Genomic DNA, 19,039 nt, shown 5'->3' with positions numbered 1-19,039 from the left:
ACCGCCGGCGGCCACTCAGCTGACACTGCAAACCCGGCGGTGATGACGCATCCTGCATCATTGTCCTTGGCTAGTCATTGAGGAATTCACACAGTAAGCGCTGAAAGTGATGAGTTCCTTGTTCTTTGGTCGGTGAAAAACGACCGCTATCATAAAAACGGGACCGTATTCCTTTTTGTACAGCCTCCACCACAGCCTCGTCTTCCCGCTCAACCACATCCAGTTCGCCACCGGCCCCTTTACCCAGGTGACTTTCATCAAGCACAAACGTTAAAAACGAGACTTTCGTGACATCCGGCGCCATGGGTTTGACCACATTCACCGAGCATCCCCAGGGGTAAAAATTGAGCATGGTGTTGGGGAATACCCAGTAATAATAAGCCGCCACCTCCTTGCCATAATCCTGCGCGTCTTTCGGTAAATTGAAACTCGGTTCGCCATTGGCAGCCAGCGCCAATTGCAAATTGCAATAACGGTAAAGTTCAGTGGTGTACGTGGTGCAGTCAATCACCTGCCTTAAACCGGGATGGACAAAGGGAATATGCAGGGCTTCAAGGTAATTTTCACAGTAAAGGGCCCAATGGGCCTTAACCAGGTAATCACGAGACCGCTGTGTATCCAGGCGCATGTTTTCCATGGGCAGCCAGAATAAACGCTCGCGAATTTCGGTAAAAACCTCCTTAAATGGCACGGCAGGCGCCAGCGAGGCAAATAAAAACGGCTCCAGAGTATCAAAGGGAATGGCTGGCAGGTTGTCGCGCTCAGAAGGAAAGTTCTGCGTTTGTTCAAATTCTGGCATGTGCAGCATCTCACCACAAAGACTGAAACGGCGGCCATGATAGGCACATTTGATTTTCTGCATGACGGTGCAGGGGGCTTCAACCAGAAGATTACCGCGGTGGGTGCAGACATTGCTTAAGCAGTGCAGGGCATCCTGCTCATCGCGTACAAACAGCAAGGGCTCATCGAGCAAGCCAGGCAGCAGGGTATGAGGAACCAATTGACCGGGAAGCCGTAAAGCCTCCGAACTCAGGCAAAATTGCCAGGTTCTCGCAAAAATTTTTTCCCTGCTTTGCTCAAACCAGTCGGGTGAAGTATAAAAGTCCGAAGACAAGGTGGACGCTTTTCTAATATCCGGATCAACATAAAGCGGCTTCATTCAAATATCCTTGTGCAGCACGCCCGCAACAGGCTGGTAAAATTAGTGTATTCCCTGCCGACTGTCAACGGAATTTACGGTACTGGCGATTGACTGTACTGCCTGAACAGGTCCGTCAGCGCGCGTGCGGAAGGCCCCATGTTCTGGGGATTGTGATGCACCAGATACAGTTGGTAAGTACGCACATTCTCCTGCGGTAATCGCAGGGGTTTGATGGGTAAATTTCTACCCTCAACCAGCGCTTCAGGCAACCAGGAAAAACCAATGCCATGCGCCACGCATTGAATTTTCATTTCCATGGAACTGACCTTCCAGTGAAATTCCGAGCCTAACCAGCCTTCGTTCCTTTTTTTATGTCGGCCCGAATCCTGAACGATGATGTATCGTTCCTCGCAGAGTTCCTCAAGGCCTATGTTTTTTTGGTGCAGGGGACTGTCAATGTGCGCATAGGGAATGGAGTTAATGTCCATTAATTTCTCCCCCATGTAACCTTCAGGAATACGAGAAACTATAACCATCTCGGCTTCACCCTGCTCTAACGCGTCGCTGGGACCGGATAACAGCCCTTGATTTAAAATAATACGGGTAGGCGTATTCTGAAGGCTAAAGGCTTTTAAAACCTGCAATAAGCGATTGGGGGGAAAAATTTCATCCACCGCCAGACGCAGGGTTTTTTCATGGTTGGATTTAAACTGGTGAACGCTCTGTTCCAGATTCCTGGCTGCCCGTGTTAATTGCCGTGACGAATTGAGAATATGCAGGCCTTGCTCGGTAAGCACAGCCTTTCGGCCCTGCAAATCAAACAGTCGAATACCGAGAATATCCTGTAATTTACCCACGGTGTAACTGATGCTTGATTGACTTTTATGCAGCTTTTCCCCGGCTTTGGCAAAGGTCCCTTCATCCGCCACGGCTTGCAAAACCCTCCACTGTTCCAGAGTAATTCTAGCCATTACGCTCCTTATTTATCTAAAAAACTGATTGATTTACTCAAAAAATCACGCTTTTTTATTTAAAAATGCCAATTATAATCGATTTAATCAATAAATAAAGGAGAATAACATGAGCAAAAAAGGCATTACACTGGCCCTCTGTCTGGCCGCTTCCAGTCTGGCTTTTGCTGCAAAAAATGAACAGGAGATGAATAAAGACGTCGTGACCCGGTTTTATCAAAAAGCCATTAATGACAAGGATTTTGCCGCCGCAGAAACGTACATGGGCCCTTGGTATATCCAGCACAATCCCCTGGCAAAAGACGGTATCGAGGGCTTTAAGCAATACGTTGATTACCTGAAAAGCACCTATCCTGAGTCGCACAGCGAAATCAAACGGGTCCTGGCGGAAGGGGATTATGTGATTCTTCATGTCCATTCCATCAAAGAGCCGGGCACCCGCGGCCAGGCCATCATCGACATTTTCAGGCTGGAAAGCAATAAAATTGTCGAGCATTGGGATGTTGTGCAAAGCATTCCCGAGAATGCCGCCAACAGCAATGGCATGTTTTAACCATCAAGGCCGTGTCACGGCCTTGATGTCAGACATTTAACCGCAGCGTGAATTCAATGGCCTGAGTGAGCAAGCCTTTAATATCGTGCTCGGCAATGTAAAACGACGCTTGCCCCAACGTGCCGGGATTGCTGGTGATGACGCTGCCGCTGGCTTTGAAGCTGGATGTACCCAATAAACGGTATTGCAGGATCGCAGTGGTTTTATCATTCACTGCATACGCGGCGCCCGCCTTAAATTGCCAGGCGAATGCCGTACCGTAAAGGCAAGGACTGGTTTGCGTCGCGGGTGCGGTTTCAATCAGGGGTGTGGCCGGATCATCGATATCGAGGGTGTTATTGGTTTTTACCCGACCCGATTGCAACCAGGCCACACCCACCCCACCATTTAAGAAGGGAGTCCATTGACCATGCGGGGTTAAATCATACGCGATGTTCGTCAGCAGCGAATACACATGAGCCCGCTTGCTTTTGTCGCTGATGGGATTATTGGCTTGTCGTGCGTAAATGGCACCGGTAACGGGATTTTGTTCTTGCCAGTCATAGTTGCCTTGACTGTGACGCTTCAGGTTTTGATACAAAAATTCAACATCGGCTCGCCAGGTGTCATTCAGGCGATAACCCAGGGCTGCGTTTAAATCAAAACCATTTTTTAGTTCATTACGCCAGTTCACATCCGGCAATGAAAACAGGCTGGTGCCTATGGCCGTCGGGCCATACAGGACCGTGGTTGAATTGCCGGTAAAGCGATTGCTGGTCGAGGAAAAAGCCCCGCCGGCCCCCAGATTAAAATAAACGGCGGCTGGCGCTGCGGCAGTCCAGAGTACGCTCACCAGGGCCAGATTGGCTTTTAACATCCTGCTCATGCGAAATCCTTTTTTAAAACCTTGTTTATTATCAGGATTTGTTCATGAAGTAAAGAATCAGCCGTTGTAATCGATGCCGAGGGGTTCCTCATCCCTTCCATTCCGATCAGGCGCTGTTTCAGCTTGGGAAGGCGTCATGGGTGGCTGCGGCTTGAAAAAACCTGGCGCCCTGTGTTCAACCAGTTTGTACAGCGAACGGCAGCCTGCTACCAGAAAAAGGCACAACAACAGATCCGCCAAATCAGCCTGCGGCGCCTGTCCGTCTTTGCTGCTCATTGTTTTCATCAGCAGAGCAAAAAAGGCAGCGGTGAAAAACAACAAGGCCCCGGTTTTATTCATCTCCTGGCGGTAAGCACCATAAGGATGATTTAGACAGGCCAGCAATTCGTTAAAAGCCGCCGCGCCATCATACTCCTGATAACGATCAACCGGATTGAGCGTATCCAGTTTCTGCTTGAAGTCCTTATCATAAATTACATAAGTCACCTGCTCCCGGGTTAGGGGCGAAGTCCTGTGCCCCTGCTTAAACCAATCCAGCAAAGCGGATAATTCATAGTGATGAGGATAAACATACACCGGATGACGAATCGGCTCATGCGTGATAGGGCAGCAAACCGTGGTCGGCACATGGTTTTTTTTCATTGATGACTCCTGCTACAAGCGCAAAATACTTTCGTGTTCCTCTGGATCAATGGAAGTAACCACCTCCCCCATCCAATAAAGGAAACGGGGGAATTTCTTCAACCCTTCGGCGAGACCATATTCGTGACTGCTCGCGAGACGAATACCATAGTCCAGAATACTGGTGGCAAGCATCAACACCAGCAGACCATCCGCGTTTAAGGTCTTGCATTGATTGAGTAGACTAAAGGCAACAACCATCAAAAGGAGAGCATCCGCGGTTAAAAAAGCCTTATAGGCATCCTGCTTCCAGGGTTTGTAGGGTGCGTTCAGGCATTCGGTTAATTGCTCAAGATAAGGCTGGCGCTCATACTCGTCATGGCGATCGGGTAAATCCATGTTATCGAGCTCATTTCGAAGCGGTAAATCATAACTGGCGAAAAAAATCGCCTCGCGGTCATGAAAACCCGTTCTGTTACCGGCTTTAAGACGCTCATTCAGGGCTTTAAGCTCGTAATGATGGCCATCGGAAGCCAGCACCGGATGACGGAAAGGTCTTCCGGTTAGGGGACAGAGAATGCCATGATTAACACTGCTTTCGACTTTAGTTTGCATGGTGACTCAACAAGGTAGGCCAAAAGCGCAAAATAGTACCTTGTGATCAATTTGCTGTCAAAAAAGAGCGTTCATTTCAATCTCAGAAATTGCCATGGATTAAAGACATCCATTCAGACGCTCCTCGGGCGGTAAACAGAAATTTTACTGATTTTTTCTTTTCTTTTTTCCTTTCCTTAATATTTCATTAAGAAATAAATAGTACTATTTTTGGACATAAGTTGTACTTTTAATACAGGATTCGGGACTCATGTTACTAAAGCTAATCGCCAATGCGCAAAACAGTAATCTGGTTGAACTTCACATCGATGGCCATTTTGTCCGCTATGTAAAGAGCAGTGATCTGCCTGCTCTTAGCCAGGGAGTGAATGGGTTTCTTTTGAGTCAGGATCTGGTTAATCTCGACGACCCATCCCAATCCCTCACGTTAACAGCCCAGTCCGAATACGATCTGGGAGATCTTGATGAACCTCAGGAAGAGCTCTTAAGAACCCTGCTGGAAACAGGACCCAATAAACACAAAGTAGAGCTTCCCCAGAATTTGGCGACCTCTGCCCAAGACAATCCGGTGGTTTTTTCCTACCGCAACCTTGGCGAGTTTCAAAACTATTGGCAAAACCCATCCCTCGATAAAAAAACCATGCTTTATCAAGTCTTGTCTACCGATCTTATCGAAACGCCTTATGTTGATGATCCCCGCGATTACATCGAGCGTCAGAACGTTATTGCCTACCATACCAACCATGGTACGTGCCATGGCATTCGACAGGATAAATTATCCGTTGCCTACTTGCAGCTGATTAAGGAGCAAGGCAATGCGGTTACTCTAAAAACAGCCAACTCACTGACAAGCGAGGAAGAGGCCTGTCTGCAACTGGCTGCCTTCCTATTCCGCTCAGGACGCACGAACGAATTGAGCTGGCGGGATGATGCGACTTACGGCCAGCGTTCGGCCGTTATTTTCAAGCAGGTCGCTATTGATTTGGGGTTTAACACAGCGATTGTGGATTTAATCGCGCTGTGTTTTGATTATCATAGCAAAAACGAACACATTAATCCTTTGCCGTATCATACCATGCAAGAGACCCGAAACAAGCTTGATTTATTCACCAGTATCTTAAAATTAAGCCATGAAAGTGATTTAATCCGGGTCAATATGGATGGCTATGCCATGCAACGTGAACCGATTGTCGCAGAACTTACGACGTTACTCGGTGAGAAAAATGACGTGACCAGCGTGGCCGACGCCCTGTTGTTGTACGCAGGCCAATTGTGTGCTGAAACCGGTGCACCCATTACCGATGGCAGTTTACGTGCACGAGTCACTCAATCCTTTAACGAATTAAAATCCATCCGAAAAGGCATGAATCCGTCCATGACCGGCAACCAGGTGATAGCGGCTAAATCCGCCAATGAATTACGCGAAACTTATTATCGCCTGCTTGAACTCAGCCCTGCTATTTTCCCAGGCTTTACTTCTGCCACCGCTTTATGGATAGAGTCTGACGAGCATACCTATTCAACAGAAGAAGGCACCCCCTCTCTTCAAACAGAAAAAGAATCGGTACAGGAGGAACAAAGGCCCTTTCAACGCAGTACAACAGGTCATTTTTTAATCTGGGGCCACTCCGGCACTAATAAAATCCTCCTGAAAGACAGCTGGACTCCTCAAAGCATTCAGGCGATTCCGACTAAACCCTGCATTGAAGAAGAACTGCAGTTGGCGGAAACCCATGTCAGCATTTACCATGCCACGACCAAAGCCAGCTATGCTCTCGACCTGTTTTGCCGTGAATTGAAACGCCTGACAGACGGAGCCAATCATGTCGCCTGGTTAAGGGATTTCCACTCGAAACCACGCGGCCGCATTTACACCGAAATTGAAGAAATTAAAGGCAAAATGAGTGATGGACGCTCTGTCGACAACAGTGAAAACATCAGTTGGAATCTGTTATCCTGCAGCCCAAGCCTGTGGCAAAACGCGGATTTCGCCTCTGAAGAATCCACCGTGGATTACTTCTACAATAACAGTTCAGTCACCCGCCTGGATTTTAAAACCATCCTCCATGATCTATTGGATAAAGAAGGCTTGCTGGTCGGGCAGGACGATTTACGTAAAAAATTGGTGGATGACTTTAATGAGTTAGTCAATGATCCGACTTTTGGCAGCCAGGGGGTTATTTATCAATTCATGATTCCTCATCATCTGGTGGATGAAATAGCTTACATTTCCAAAGAAAACGGGATTTACGACCCGAGCAACCCCAGCGCTTTAAACACTCTGCTTAAATTAAAAACACCTGCGCAGCAGGCACCCAATCACCACACCCTGCAGGTGCGTTTGCTGGTGTCTAAAGTGATTAATCCCGACATTGCGAAATCCATTCAGGTGCATAATCATGTCAATATGCCGACCGGACTGCATGACACACTGAAAAGCAAGGTGGGGGTCATGGCGGGAATGGCCTATTCAGGTCCAACCGAAGGTGTTAAGAAAAAAGTTGAAATCCAGGAAAAAGCGTCTTATTCGTTTAACCTCTTAAGTTCACTGACCCGCGTTGAGATTCCGTTAACGCCGGTTAAACCTAAAAAGCAGGTTGAAGTATCGGATGACTGGTTTTTTGATTTCTTCACCCCGGCTGAAAACGAGGCCACCACGGATGCTCCGCATTCCAGCTCGGAATCTGAGAGTGAAATGACCAGTCAATCCAATGGTTTTCCTTATTAACAGAGACAGGCAATTCGACAAACACATGCGCATTTTGCTCATTTAATGTAAAATTGCCTTTTTCATTTCTGGGTCTTAAATTATGCTTAAAATTCAGACCAACCGGCTGAGTCCGGAAATTTTTGCGCTGCGCGTGAATGATCGTTTTACACGTTATGTTACTCAAATAGAAATGGATGAACTTCAATTAAAGATTCATCACTTTGCCAATGAAACAGAGCTGCATTCGCTCTTGTCCTTTAACCTATTCCAGCCTGAGCCGATGATGGTGGATTTGTCTCGAGATGATGAAGCCCATCTTCTCAACATTTTGATTCATCAGCAAAAAAAATCCATTGATTTTCCAGATGAATTGACTTTATCCAAAGAAAATAAATACCCGGTGATTGTGACTTACAGCGATCTTTCACGTTTCAAATACTATTGGCAGGATCAAAATGCGGAGGGGTCTTTGTTATGGCAACAGTTATCGCGGGAACTGATTGAACACCCTTACCTTGATGACCCTCACAATTATGAGGTGCGTCACAACAAGATTGCCTTTCACATCAATCATGGCACCGTCTCAGGATTACGCACCATGATCCTGGTGCGAAGTGGATGGGCATTGCTAAAACAATGGGGCAGTGACGATGTAAAAACCCTCGCCAAAAATCTCGGGACGGAAGAACTGAATTGCCTTCAGCTAGCCAGCTTTTTATTACGAAGCGGGCGAACCAATGAATTAAGCTGGAATGATGATCCAAGCTACAGTCCACGTTCAGCTTACATTTTCACCACCATTGCCCACGAGTTGGGCCATGACCCTGAATTAGTTAAAGACATTTCAGATTGCTTTGATTTTGATAAGGAACTGACATCAGACGATAAATCACCATCCCAACGCAACCATAGAAAAACCCTTTATCAAACCTTGCTGAAACTGGCTCACCAGGCAGAGCTCGTCCGTTGCAAACCGAAATTGGATGTTCTGTCGACAAAAATCACCGCGCTTTTTAACGAGCTTCTGCACCCGACCTTCCCTGATCGCCTGCCTGGTCAATTCCTGCTCTTCGCCGCGGTATTGTGTAAAAACACCGGTTCTCCGGTATTGCCGAAAGAGTTAAGGGAAGAATTGGGCATGGCCCTTTTTGCTAATTTTGTCCTTGCAGTCCATTGTGCAAACGATGTGGGAACCACTCTGAAAAATTTAACTGTTCTGGAAAAGGAATTTATATCCCGTTTTGACTGCCGATCCATTGCAACTGCCTTTACCCATCCCCAAAGCCTTTACCTGGTATTGGGCATTGAAAACACCCATGGGAAGGAAGAAATCTCCCTGGATAAAGACGCTGGCGAATCAAACCCATTGTTCTATAGTTTTGAAAACACATTCTTCTCCTTGCCAGAGAAAGTCAAGGAGGATAAAAAAGAACCGCCGAGCCTACTGAACTCCGGGATGGTTTAACCGCAATGTCATCAACCGGACATCCCATGTCCGCCAAAATGGCCGCCCTCGACAATGGCCTCGCCTTTCTCAGGCTTGCACATCACGTACGCCGGATGGTACGTCGTGCTCTCGCTGATGGTTTGATCGCGCTTGGCCGCCACGCAGCTTTCAACCCGAAAACCGATGGACTCGAGGTTTTTTTTTGATAACAGCAGGGACGTAAGTCCCGTTGCAATCACAGCACCACCCTCAGCCAACATCGCTAAATAATCACAGGCATTGGCATGAGCGGTGTCGTATGAAACCACTTGATTGTTTAGGGGCCCCCCGCAGGAAATGATTAAATCCACACCACCCTTGATGCCTGGCTCGTCCAACTGGGCTTGACATAACCCATCCTGAACTGCCTTATCCTTAATACGGGTCATAAAATCCTGCAGGGTGCCATGAAAAACCATCACCTGAGGGTAGGTTTTGAGTAATGCTTCGGCGGCCTCGCATTGAGACAAATCGGGTTCAATTAAGATGTAGCGAACATCAATGCCCAGACACTGGGCTTCACTCAATAATTTATCAGCGAGCCTCCCTTTGCCCCCGCCCACATCAAGCACCAGGGCTTCGGATAAAGCCTGATTGGTCATGTGGTTTCGAAAAGCATCGACGGTGACCGCATCAATTCCCCCCGGCGCACTGTAAGGTGTCGTGTACTTTTCCAGCCCCCATTCCTTTCCCCAGAAGGAACTGGGGTGGGGCTTTGCCCGCAGACGATAATAACGCTTCAGTTTTTCTTCAATCTGCTGAATGGGTAACTGAAGACGCAAGGCACGGAATGCGTCATTCAATTCAGGTTTATTTTTGGCAAGGTAATGTGTTTTCTGTCTTTTTTTCTCATCGAGGTATTCAACCGTGAACAGGGTTAGGCGCTGATTGTGGGTAAATTTGCTTTGTGATTGTTTAATGGTCAGTACGTCACGCCCACGGTGATCTTTAATCGCATAGGCACTGATATCCAGCGAAAGACTGTATTCACAAAAACGGTCTTCACCAAACCATGTTTTAAATGACTTGAATTGTTCGTGACTTAAAGGGATAAGGAAAGCAAATAATCCGCGTGCCTCCTCGATGGTTTTGGCCGAGAGAGTATCCATGCCACAAAGTGCTTTGTTATTAAAGCTAAGCTCCCCAAAAGCCTGTATTCTTTCCACTATTTTCGCAGTATCGATCATCCCGCACCCCTAAATAGTTTGAGCTATAGTTAGTTATAACGAGGAAGAATAAGAAAGTATAGACCAAGGAATTCCCATGAGAAAAAGCCTGTTATTGCTTTTGGCAGTGACACTTCCCTGTTTCTCACTGACCCCTCTGCAGTTTCTCAAAGAGAGAGCCAGGCCGGAGGAAGAACCGGTATTGAGCGAAGTCATTTCGGTTATCAACAATCAACCGCCGATTAATGGACACACCTTGCAAAGCATTCATGCGCTTTTGCGTCAGCAAAGCCCACACCTCAGTGAAGCGGTCATTAACAAGGTATTGACTACCTTAAAGTGCCTGGATACTTATCACATTGAGCACAACCCGGTGCTAACCATCATTGACTATTCTCTGCCTTCCAGCGAAAAACGGCTCTGGGTTTTTGATTTAAGCACCAATCAATTGCTATTTCATACTTACGTTTCCCATGGCATCCGCTCCGGCACCCTGTTAACACAATACTTTTCCAATCAGTACGACAGCAAAGCCAGCAGCATCGGGGTCTATAAAACCGAACAGGCTTATTACGGACGCGAAGGGTTGTCCTTACGTCTGGCGGGACTTGATCAGGGGTTTAACGACAATGCCATTGGGCGTTACTTAGTCATGCACAGCGGCTGGTATGTCGATGAGGATTTTATCAAAAAATATGGCCGTGCAGGCCGCAGTTGGGGCTGCCCGGCATTGCCCATGCATTTGGCGAAACCCATCATTGATACCATCAAGGACAATTCCCTTATGGTGATTTATTATCCCAGCGACAATTGGTTTCTCAAATCCAAATTTTTAAATTGCGACAATCTCTCTCCTGTCCGCCGCAGTGCCATTCAGACGGTGGAGGAAAACCTCTTGCCACCAAAGCATGAAACGCGCGATGGAATTCTTTTCGTAGATCTCAATAAAAACAATCAGCGGGAAGAAAATGAACCGATTGTGGTGATTACCGCCGATAATTACCTGCGATTCTTTCATCGCCCGCCGCCGCTGGAACGCATGCTGAGAAGACAGATTGATAAAATTGAATACATTGCCTTAAGCCAGGATGAATTCACCACCCTGCTTGGCAACACCCAGCAACCGCGACCTGATTTCAGCCACTTTTATTTTGTCATTCCTGAGGTGAAGCGTCTGCGCGGCTATTACATCACCGAAATGAAGCTGATGAATCTTGGGAAGATTAAAACCATTAACAAACGAGACGACAGCGAGGAAAACCCGGGCACGGACGACTACCTGATTTCTTTTGACAGTCGCCCCACAGCAACTCTGAAAACAACTGCCCATTTTATACGCTGGCTGGGGTTGTAGACAGGCTGTGGGCTTGTTACCAGAGTCTTTAAGGAATGCAATTCCACAAAATACTGATTGAACACAACCATCCCACAAACCAGATGGTGGATCGTAATGTCGACCAATTCAACAGATAAATGGCATGGTAGGCGAGCCTTGCCGCAATGAAGGCAATGGCTAAATATTGATTGACTGTTGAGGTGTGCTCAGTCGCTAATGCCGCAAGAACCGCCGTGGAGAAAACCAGCAAGGCTTCAAAGCTGTTCTGATGCGCCGCCACAGCCCGAGCACCCAAGCCGGTGAGTCCGGCCTGCTGCTGGCGAGGATGATGATTATCGTAGCGGCCTTCTTTTTTAATGGCATAGACTACTGCCAGCTTTGATAGATAGGGTAGTAATGCTGCAATAAACAGGCAAATCAGTAAGGTCGTCACGTTCGCTCCCTGTGTCTTGATGAAAGAGCGAGGATACCACAGCCTAACATCCCATCCAATCCGAAATGCCTGACTAGTTTTCAATGCGCAGGGATTGCACAATTGTCCAGAAATCCGCCCAGGGATCGTGTTTTAACTGCCTAAGCCGCTTTGGCAGCGTCTGGATAGTATAAAAATTGTCATCAAATCGCCCGCTTAACTCCTCCCAATGCAAAGGCACTGCTACCGGTGCGTGCGGCCTCGCTCGCGTTGAAAACGGGGCAATGGCCGTGGCTCCGCGCTGATTGCGCAGGTAATCAACGAAAATTTTCCCCTTGCGCTTCACTTTCGCCATGGTGCTGATGTAGTTTTTAGGATTGATTTTTTCAAGGTATTCAACAAACACATGGGTGTAGTTTTTTATCATTTCCCAATCATGGTCAGGCTTAATGGGAATCACCAGATGCAAACCCTTTCCTCCGGTTGTTTTTACAAAACAGCGCAACGAATAACTCGCCAGGCGATCGCGGATATCGAAGGCGGCATCGACCACCTGACTCCATGCCACCCCGACCCCGGGATCCAAATCAAAAATAAGAATATCCGGGTACTCGTACTGCTTTACCGTACTGCCCCAGGGATGAATTTCAAGAACACCCATTTGCACCAGAGTTAACAGCCCCTCCTTGTCATCAAGATACAGGTATTGCTCGGAATCGCCGTTTTTATCCTGAACAGGCAGGGAAAGCAGGTGATCTGACTTCTGGTTTAAGTGTTTCTGATAAAAACATTCGGTGTAGCTTGAAGGACAACGCACCAGGGATAAAAACCGGTTGCGGATGTAAGGCAGGATATAATCGCTGACTTCGTCATAATACGCGAAAAGATCCTGTTTGGTAATTTTATCTTCCGGGTAAAGAATCTTGTCCGGATTAGACAGAATAATGGCTGTGCTTTTGATTTTAGCCCCCTTTTTCTCAATGGATTCTACTGGTTTGACCTTTTCCTTAGTCACCTCAATGGCTGGCTTATCCAAGCGTAAGCCCTTGAAACTCGGATGCCTTAATCGGCCATCCTCTGTCCATTGTGAAAATTCAACTTCAATGACCAGTTCAGGCTTCACCCAGGTCGCCGTTTTGGCATCCGGCGGTCGTTTTTTAAAAGGGTTTTTGTCAGTGATGAGGGGTTTTATTTTCTCATACAGGGATTTGATGGATTTGTCAGTAAAACCGGTGCCTACATTACCCGTATGCACCAATTCGCCCTGCTCATTGAATACACCAATAAACAGCGATCCAAAACAGGTGCGTGAGCCTTTGGGCTGGGTAAAACCGCCAATGACGAATTCCTGCCGCTGGCAGCATTTGATTTTAAGCCAGGACAAGGAACGCTTACCTTCGTAAGGGCTGTGAATCTGCTTGGCAATGATGCCTTCCAACGCCATGTCACAGGCCTGTTGAAAGACCTCATTGCCCTGACCAATGATGTGGTCGCTGTAGCGCAGAGTGGATGAGGCAGACGCTGCGATCAATGGCGCCAGCAGGCTTTTCCGCTCAATCAGCGGCAAGGGGCGTAAATCGTATTGTTCAAGGTACAGCAAATCAAACAGATAATAGATAAATGGCGCTTTTAAGCCTTCTTTAATGGAATTCTGCAAACGCTGAAAGTCAGGCCGTCCCTCGTCGTTTAAAACCACCACTTCGCCGTCAAAAATGGCCTTTTTAACCGGTAATTCGCCAATGGCGTCAACCACTGCCGGAAAAACCGAGGTCCAGTCATTGTGGTTTCGGCTTAACAGATGGATTTTTTTATTGTTTTTCAATGCTAAAATACGGTAACCGTCGAGCTTTAACTCCTGTAGCCAATCCTCCCCTCGCGGTGGTTTGTTCACCAGCGTCGCCAATTGGACGGAGACAGACTTAAGAAAGGGCGATTCGGGAAGGTTCAATTGTAATCCTTGCGCCGCCATCATGGATTTTTTACGCCCCCTGTTTTTTTTTCCCTTACTGCTCCACACCCGCTCGTAGTGATCAGAAAGGCCTTCCATGGATTGCCCGCTTAATACACTCAAGGGTTTATCGGTGGTTATGTCGTAGTCGGCCGGCTTGGCATAATCGTCTTTGAACTTAATCAGGAACCAGTTTTTATCGTCTTTGAACCGGATTAAATCCCAGCGCCCTCTCAGTTTTTTTCCTTTTAATTCAAAACGTAAATGGCCTTTTTCATAACCGGCCCGCGGATCCTTGTCCAGTGGAATCCATTCACCCTGATCCCAAAGCATCACCGTACCCCCGCCGTATTCACCTTTGGGAATGATCCCTTCAAACGTGCCGTATTCAATGGGATGATCCTCCACATGCACCGCGAGGCGTTTGACAGTATTGTCAAGGCAGGGACCTTTCGGCACCGCCCAGCTTTTCAGCACACCATCCAGTTCCAGGCGGAAATCATAATGCAGGTGGCTCGCGGCATGTTTTTGAATGACATAAAGAAAATGCTTCTGCCGATGCACACGACCGCGCGGTTCGGGCGTTTTTTTAAAATTTCTCTTTTTATGATAGGTTTCAAGGCCCATGGCAATCCTTGGCTCGTCCTTTTAACTCTTTAATTGTAGTTCAATAAAAGAACAGACACGTATTTTTACCTATACTTAAAGAAAGATAAAAACAAGGAGAAAACCATGCCAAGGCCTGTGTGGAAAGGCGACATTTCCTTCGGTCTGGTTGCCATCCCTGTCAGCCTCGTGCAAGTTGAAGAAAAACAGGATATTCACTTTCACCTGGTGGACTCACGTGACCATTCCCGCATTCGCTATGAACGCGTCAATTCCGAAACAGGCAAGGAAGTGCCCTGGAATGAGATTGTTAAAGCCTATGAATATGACAAGGACAGTTATATCGTCCTGGACGAAGAGGACTTCAAAAAAGCAAGTCCTGAAGCCTATAAATCCATTGATATCGAGGAATTCGTTAATCTAAAGGACATTGATTATCTTTTTTTCGATAAACCTTACTATATTCTCCCGGAAAGCAAGAATAAGAAAGCCTACGTGTTATTGCGGGAAGCGTTGAAAAAATCCAATAAAGTCGGCGTAGCCAAAATCATCATTCGAACCCGTGAATACTTGAGTCTTATCCTTCCCCATGACAAGGCTCTGATTTTATACATCATTCGCTTTCAACAGGAAATCCGCGAAGAAGAGGATTTTAATTTTCCGACTCATGACTTAAAAGACTATAAAATCAATGACAAAGAAATCAAAATGGCTCAGGACCTGATTTCTGAAATGAGCACGTCCTGGGAGCCTGCAAAATACCATGACGAGTACCGCGACGCGCTCATTGCCTGGATAGACAAGAAAATGCAGGGCATTACCAGTGCCAAACCGTCTAAAAAAGCGAAGAAAACAGCCAGTGATGATGTCATTGATTTCATGGAACTGCTTAAGCAAAGCATGGAAAAAAAGGGGAAAGGGAAAACCGACAAACAGAACGCCAGTAAAACAGCCAAAGGAACCAGGAAATCCTCTTCAAAATAGCACAAAATTAGTACAATTTCATCCATAAGCAACTATACTTACTGATGTGAATGTCTATGGAGAAATCGACCGATGGTATACCGTTTTTTATTCCGCTATTTCCAGGCCAAACTGATTGGCCACCTTCTGGCTACCTTTTTTAAAAATAAAAGCCTGAAAAACATGCCGTTAAGCCGCATGGGGATACTCTATTTCCTGTTCAACCATTTCTTCCGTCAAGCCAAACCGCTGAACAGAAAATAAGCGTCTCGCGCCAAATCCAGGCTTAATCCTGAATATTATACCCGCCATCCACATAGAGGATTTGACCTGTAATCGATTGTGCTTTTTCGGAAACGAGAAAAGCCGCCATTTCACCAATGGCTTCGATGGTCAATCGCTGATGCAGCGGGGCTTTCTGCGCGGCTTTTTCCATGAGCTCATCAAAATCAGTAAGGCCTGAGGCTGCACGGGTACTGACCGGTCCTGGCGAAATGGCATTGACTCTTATTTTTTTACTGCCAAGTTCAGTCGCCAGATAGCGCACCGTGGCTTCCAATGCCGCCTTCACCGGTCCCATCACATTGTAATTCTGCACGACTTTTTCTGATCCATAATAGCTCATGGTGATAAGGCTTCCGCCATGACTCATCAAGGGTTCCGCCGCCCTGGCCAAACGAATAAACGAATGGCAGGAAATGTCCATGGCGATCATAAATCCTTCACGGGAACAATCGACCACACGTCCCTGCAAATCGCTTTTAGGTGCAAACGCAATTGCATGGATCAGGAAATCCAGACGCCCCCAATGCGTTTGGATGCGCTGAAACAACGCATCCATCTGCTCCTCCTCCCTGACATCCAGCGGCATGACTATGGGACAGGCTAATTCATTAACCAAGGGTTCGATATAGGGTTTGGTTTTTTCATTCTGATAGGTTACCGCAAGTTCACAGCCTGCCTCATGCAGGACTTTTGCACATCCCCAGGCAATGGAGTCTTTATTGGCTATGCCGACAATCAGTCCTTTTAAATGGGTCATGTGCGTTTCTCCTTCTGATTTTCAAGCACTGTCAGTGTGTGCAATGCCATCATGTGTTCTTCATTCGCCTCGATGACGCGGACTGCAAAGGGCCTTAAAAAATCAAGGGAATGGACAATACGCTCGCGTAGGGCGTCTGCGTTTTCTCCGATACCCCCGGTAAATACCAGGCCATCGATTCCACCCAGGGAAACCGCCATCATGCCGGCAAACTGCGCAGTCCGCAGGCAAAAAAAGTCGAGTGCAAATTGCGCCTTTGGGTCTTCACTGTTCTGCAGCAGACGAACATCCTGGGTCCACTGCGATAAGCCCTTCAATCCTGACTCATGATAAAGGATAGACTCGGCCTCATCCGGGGAAAGTTGAAGCTCGCGGGTCATGTAAATGACAGCACCGGGATCCAGGCTCCCACACCGGGTACCCATGGGCAAGCCATCAAGCGCGGTCATGCCCATGGTGGTATCCACGCTGCAGCCATTGTGCATGGCACACAGGCTGGCACCATTCCCCAGATGGGCGGCGACCAGGCGTTTTTTAATCAACTCCGGTTCGTTCTGGCGCAATGAGTGAGCCAGCCACTCGTAGGACAGGCCATGAAAACCATAACGGCGAATCCCCTGATCACGAAGGGTTTGCGGCAGCGCATAGGCTGTCAATAAAGGATCATGCCCCGCGTGAAAAGCGGTATCAAAACAGGCGATTTGCACTAATTCCGGCTTAATGACGCTGAAAATATCAACCGCCATCAGGTTGTGCGGCTGGTGCAAGGGGGCTAAAGGACATAATTGCCGCAAATAAGCCATCACTTCTGGTGTGATCACCACACTCGATGTGTAGCGTTCACCGCCATGGACGATGCGATGCGTCACCGTGTTAATCGGCCCGGCCTGATTCTGCTCCTGAAACCAACGGAAGAGAAAATGCAGGGCCTCTTCGTGATTGCACTCGGCCGGAAGGGCAAGAGTCTGTGTCTGATTTGTACCATCCATGGCCATAAGGGAAGGGTTTAAGCCTAAATCAACAATCTTGCCCTTGAGCAGGCATTTTAACACGGGCCTGCGGCTGAATACCTGAAATTTAATGCTCGAAGACCCGGTATTAATCACTAAAATCGAGTCGCTCATTTAATTTTCCCCGCTTTGCGAGCAGCGGCCATTTTAACCGCCAACGCGCAGGATAAAAGCCGGGTGCGCAGGGAGTCGGCACGGCTGGTTAAAATAATGGGAACACGCGCCCCCAAAACAATACCGCCCGCATCGGCATTGCCTAAAAAGGTCAACTGTTTGGCCAGAATGTTTCCCGAGTCAATGTCGGGAGCAAGCAGAATATCCGCATCCCCCGCCACCAGCGAAACGATGCCCTTTTCTTCGGCGGCTTGCCTGTTGATGGCATTATCAAAGGCCAGCGGCCCATCGAGAATGCCATCCATGATTTGGCCGCGATCCGCCATTTTGCACAGGATGGCCGCATCCACGGTCGCCTGCATAATCGGATTAACCGATTCGATGGCGGCTAAAATGGCCACTTTGGGCTTTTCCGCCTCGCCAAATAAAACCCGCCAAAGACGAATTGCATTTTGACAGATGTCCGCCTTCTCGAGCGCAGTGGGTGCGATATTGATCGCCGCATCGGTGATAATGAGCGGTTTATGGTAGGAGGGAACATCCATGACATAGGCATGACTGATGCGGTATTTGGTTCGCAGGTTGGCGCTGGCCGGGACAACGGCGGTTAATAACTCGTGCGTACTCAACGACCCTTTCATGATGGCATCGGCATTTCCCGCCGCCGCCAGTTCCACCGCTCTGCCCGCGGCAGCGTCACTGTGCGGTGTGTCAATCAACTCCCATTGACTGATATCAATACCCGCCAGTCTGGCGGCCTCCTGAATTTTAACCCTGGGTCCGATGAGCACCGGGGTAATCAGGGCGGCTTTCACGGCATCCGCTACCGCCGCAAGCACCGTGTCCTTGACAGGGTGAACCACCGCTGTGCGGATAGCCTTCATCGTCTGACAGGACTGGATAATGGCCTGAAAGCGGTCATGGTTATGAATTTCAACATGCGGCAAATCCGCTTTGGCCACGCGGATTTTTTTCGTCGGTGCAAGCACGGTGGCCAATCCTTCAATCACCGTTTCCCCGCGTTGATTTACCCCTCGGCAATCCAGCGTCACAATGGATTTCGCGGGGAATTTATCACGTACTGTAAGGGTAATGGTGACGGTGTCGCCTAAGCGGACTGGCTTTCGAAACTGGATATCCTGCTCAAGGTAAATGGTCCCCGGCCCCGGCAAGACCGTGCCAAGCAACGCGGAAATGAGCGAACCAGACCACATGCCGTGGCCGACGATGCCGCGAAACATGTCGCTTTTGGCAAAATCAGCATCGAGATGAGCCGGGTTGACATCTCCGGACATCACCGCAAACAGGGCGATGTCATTCGGACTCAGCGTTTTGCTCAAACTGGCCTGCTGGCCAGGCATGAGCTCCTCAAAGGTGATGTTTTCCAGAAATTCCTTGTCCATTGACTCGTCCTTGCGTTGAGTGCCCTGCTGTCAGAAGCCCAGTGCCCCTGTCTCGGCCGCTGAGTTAAAGACCATTT

The 19,039-nt window shown here is 48.0% G+C and carries 17 protein-coding genes; 6 read left to right on the top strand and 11 right to left on the bottom strand.

Features of this window, described 5'->3' with window-relative positions:
- Positions 1–70 precede the first annotated feature (70 nt).
- Positions 71–1,159, bottom strand: a complete 1,089-nt coding sequence (locus tag GH742_RS03795) for an SRPBCC family protein (protein ID WP_203456166.1) — start codon at positions 1,157–1,159, stop codon at positions 71–73.
- A gap of 74 nt (positions 1,160–1,233) precedes the next feature.
- The gene (locus GH742_RS03790; RefSeq protein WP_203456165.1) at positions 1,234–2,112 is read right to left on the bottom strand and encodes a LysR family transcriptional regulator; all 879 of its coding nucleotides are present in this window, start codon (positions 2,110–2,112) and stop codon (positions 1,234–1,236) included.
- A 109-nt stretch (positions 2,113–2,221) separates the two neighbouring features.
- Between GH742_RS03790 and GH742_RS03785 the strand changes: the two genes are divergently transcribed.
- The gene (locus tag GH742_RS03785; protein ID WP_203456164.1) at positions 2,222–2,665 is read left to right on the top strand and encodes a nuclear transport factor 2 family protein; all 444 of its coding nucleotides are present in this window, start codon (positions 2,222–2,224) and stop codon (positions 2,663–2,665) included.
- Positions 2,666–2,693: 28 nt separating this feature from the next.
- On the opposite strand, the gene GH742_RS03780 is transcribed toward GH742_RS03785, so the two are convergent.
- From GH742_RS03780 to GH742_RS03770, 3 genes are read right to left on the bottom strand one after another with little or no spacing between them, the layout of a single operon-like run.
- A complete protein-coding gene (locus tag GH742_RS03780; protein ID WP_239005267.1) occupies positions 2,694–3,530 on the bottom strand; it encodes an outer membrane protein in 837 nt (278 codons plus the stop codon).
- Positions 3,531–3,587: 57 nt separating this feature from the next.
- The gene (locus GH742_RS03775) at positions 3,588–4,172 is read right to left on the bottom strand and encodes a hypothetical protein (protein WP_203456163.1); all 585 of its coding nucleotides are present in this window, start codon (positions 4,170–4,172) and stop codon (positions 3,588–3,590) included.
- Between the two features lie 12 nt (positions 4,173–4,184).
- A complete protein-coding gene (locus GH742_RS03770) occupies positions 4,185–4,766 on the bottom strand; it encodes a hypothetical protein (RefSeq protein WP_203456162.1) in 582 nt (193 codons plus the stop codon).
- A 250-nt stretch (positions 4,767–5,016) separates the two neighbouring features.
- On the opposite strand from GH742_RS03770, the gene GH742_RS03765 reads away from it, so the two are divergent.
- Both GH742_RS03765 and GH742_RS03760 read left to right on the top strand, forming a co-directional pair.
- On the top strand, positions 5,017–7,494 hold the full coding sequence (locus tag GH742_RS03765; protein WP_203456161.1) for a SidE phosphodiesterase domain-containing protein: 2,478 nt from the start codon (positions 5,017–5,019) through the stop codon (positions 7,492–7,494).
- A gap of 82 nt (positions 7,495–7,576) precedes the next feature.
- Positions 7,577–8,941, top strand: a complete 1,365-nt coding sequence (locus tag GH742_RS03760) for a SidE phosphodiesterase domain-containing protein (protein WP_203456160.1) — start codon at positions 7,577–7,579, stop codon at positions 8,939–8,941.
- A gap of 11 nt (positions 8,942–8,952) precedes the next feature.
- Here the strand turns inward: GH742_RS03760 and GH742_RS03755 are convergent, their stop codons facing one another.
- Positions 8,953–10,149 (bottom strand): hypothetical protein, encoded by a 1,197-nt coding sequence (locus GH742_RS03755; protein WP_203456159.1) that lies wholly within the window; start codon positions 10,147–10,149, stop codon positions 8,953–8,955.
- 76 nt (positions 10,150–10,225) lie between these two features.
- Between GH742_RS03755 and GH742_RS03750 the strand changes: the two genes are divergently transcribed.
- Positions 10,226–11,482: a murein L,D-transpeptidase catalytic domain family protein gene (locus GH742_RS03750; protein WP_203456158.1), complete on the top strand. Its 1,257-nt coding sequence runs from the start codon at positions 10,226–10,228 to the stop codon at positions 11,480–11,482.
- A gap of 28 nt (positions 11,483–11,510) precedes the next feature.
- Here GH742_RS03750 and GH742_RS03745 read toward each other — a convergent pair whose 3' ends face one another.
- Together GH742_RS03745 and ligD are read right to left on the bottom strand one after the other, a co-directional pair.
- Entirely contained in the window at positions 11,511–11,897 is a 387-nt protein-coding gene (locus GH742_RS03745) for an MAPEG family protein (protein WP_203456157.1), read from the bottom strand.
- Between the two features lie 73 nt (positions 11,898–11,970).
- A complete protein-coding gene (gene ligD / locus GH742_RS03740) occupies positions 11,971–14,451 on the bottom strand; it encodes a DNA ligase D (protein ID WP_203456156.1) in 2,481 nt (826 codons plus the stop codon).
- Between the two features lie 105 nt (positions 14,452–14,556).
- On the opposite strand from ligD, the gene GH742_RS03735 reads away from it, so the two are divergent.
- Together GH742_RS03735 and GH742_RS03730 are read left to right on the top strand one after the other, a co-directional pair.
- On the top strand, positions 14,557–15,414 hold the full coding sequence (locus tag GH742_RS03735; RefSeq protein WP_203456155.1) for a Ku protein: 858 nt from the start codon (positions 14,557–14,559) through the stop codon (positions 15,412–15,414).
- Positions 15,415–15,486: 72 nt separating this feature from the next.
- Positions 15,487–15,657 (top strand): hypothetical protein, encoded by a 171-nt coding sequence (locus tag GH742_RS03730; protein WP_203456154.1) that lies wholly within the window; start codon positions 15,487–15,489, stop codon positions 15,655–15,657.
- Positions 15,658–15,679: 22 nt separating this feature from the next.
- Here GH742_RS03730 and fabI read toward each other — a convergent pair whose 3' ends face one another.
- Genes fabI through GH742_RS03715 form a run of 3 tightly spaced genes read right to left on the bottom strand, consistent with a single transcriptional unit; the run spans position 15,680 to position 18,962 of the window.
- On the bottom strand, positions 15,680–16,435 hold the full coding sequence (gene fabI / locus GH742_RS03725) for an enoyl-ACP reductase FabI (protein ID WP_203456153.1): 756 nt from the start codon (positions 16,433–16,435) through the stop codon (positions 15,680–15,682).
- Positions 16,432–17,559 carry an acetate/propionate family kinase gene (locus GH742_RS03720; RefSeq protein ID WP_203456152.1) on the bottom strand — a complete coding sequence of 376 codons (1,128 nt, stop codon included), beginning with the start codon at positions 17,557–17,559 and terminating at the stop codon, positions 16,432–16,434. Before GH742_RS03720 ends, fabI begins: the two co-directional genes overlap by 4 nt.
- Entirely contained in the window at positions 17,556–18,962 is a 1,407-nt protein-coding gene (locus tag GH742_RS03715; protein WP_203456151.1) for a bifunctional enoyl-CoA hydratase/phosphate acetyltransferase, read from the bottom strand. The genes GH742_RS03720 and GH742_RS03715 overlap by 4 nt, the downstream gene beginning before the upstream one ends.
- Between the last annotated feature and the right edge of the window lie 77 nt (positions 18,963–19,039).

The sequence above is a fragment of the Legionella sp. MW5194 genome (assembly GCF_016864235.1).
Lineage (GTDB): Bacteria > Pseudomonadota > Gammaproteobacteria > Legionellales > Legionellaceae > Legionella_C.
Note: the sequence above shows the minus strand (reverse complement) of the source record. Positions and strands in the feature narration are given on the sequence as shown.

Coding starts and splice junctions, on each gene's coding strand:
- GH742_RS03795 (WP_203456166.1), bottom strand. CDS start 1,159: ATGAAGCCGCTTTATGTTGATCCGGATATTAGAAAAGCGTCCACCTTG.
- GH742_RS03790 (WP_203456165.1), bottom strand. CDS start 2,112: ATGGCTAGAATTACTCTGGAACAGTGGAGGGTTTTGCAAGCCGTGGCG.
- GH742_RS03785 (WP_203456164.1), top strand. CDS start 2,222: ATGAGCAAAAAAGGCATTACACTGGCCCTCTGTCTGGCCGCTTCCAGT.
- GH742_RS03780 (WP_239005267.1), bottom strand. CDS start 3,530: ATGAGCAGGATGTTAAAAGCCAATCTGGCCCTGGTGAGCGTACTCTGG.
- GH742_RS03775 (WP_203456163.1), bottom strand. CDS start 4,172: ATGAAAAAAAACCATGTGCCGACCACGGTTTGCTGCCCTATCACGCAT.
- GH742_RS03770 (WP_203456162.1), bottom strand. CDS start 4,766: ATGCAAACTAAAGTCGAAAGCAGTGTTAATCATGGCATTCTCTGTCCC.
- GH742_RS03765 (WP_203456161.1), top strand. CDS start 5,017: ATGTTACTAAAGCTAATCGCCAATGCGCAAAACAGTAATCTGGTTGAA.
- GH742_RS03760 (WP_203456160.1), top strand. CDS start 7,577: ATGCTTAAAATTCAGACCAACCGGCTGAGTCCGGAAATTTTTGCGCTG.
- GH742_RS03755 (WP_203456159.1), bottom strand. CDS start 10,149: ATGATCGATACTGCGAAAATAGTGGAAAGAATACAGGCTTTTGGGGAG.
- GH742_RS03750 (WP_203456158.1), top strand. CDS start 10,226: ATGAGAAAAAGCCTGTTATTGCTTTTGGCAGTGACACTTCCCTGTTTC.
- ligD (WP_203456156.1), bottom strand. CDS start 14,451: ATGGGCCTTGAAACCTATCATAAAAAGAGAAATTTTAAAAAAACGCCC.
- GH742_RS03735 (WP_203456155.1), top strand. CDS start 14,557: ATGCCAAGGCCTGTGTGGAAAGGCGACATTTCCTTCGGTCTGGTTGCC.
- GH742_RS03730 (WP_203456154.1), top strand. CDS start 15,487: ATGGTATACCGTTTTTTATTCCGCTATTTCCAGGCCAAACTGATTGGC.
- fabI (WP_203456153.1), bottom strand. CDS start 16,435: ATGACCCATTTAAAAGGACTGATTGTCGGCATAGCCAATAAAGACTCC.
- GH742_RS03720 (WP_203456152.1), bottom strand. CDS start 17,559: ATGAGCGACTCGATTTTAGTGATTAATACCGGGTCTTCGAGCATTAAA.
- GH742_RS03715 (WP_203456151.1), bottom strand. CDS start 18,962: ATGGACAAGGAATTTCTGGAAAACATCACCTTTGAGGAGCTCATGCCT.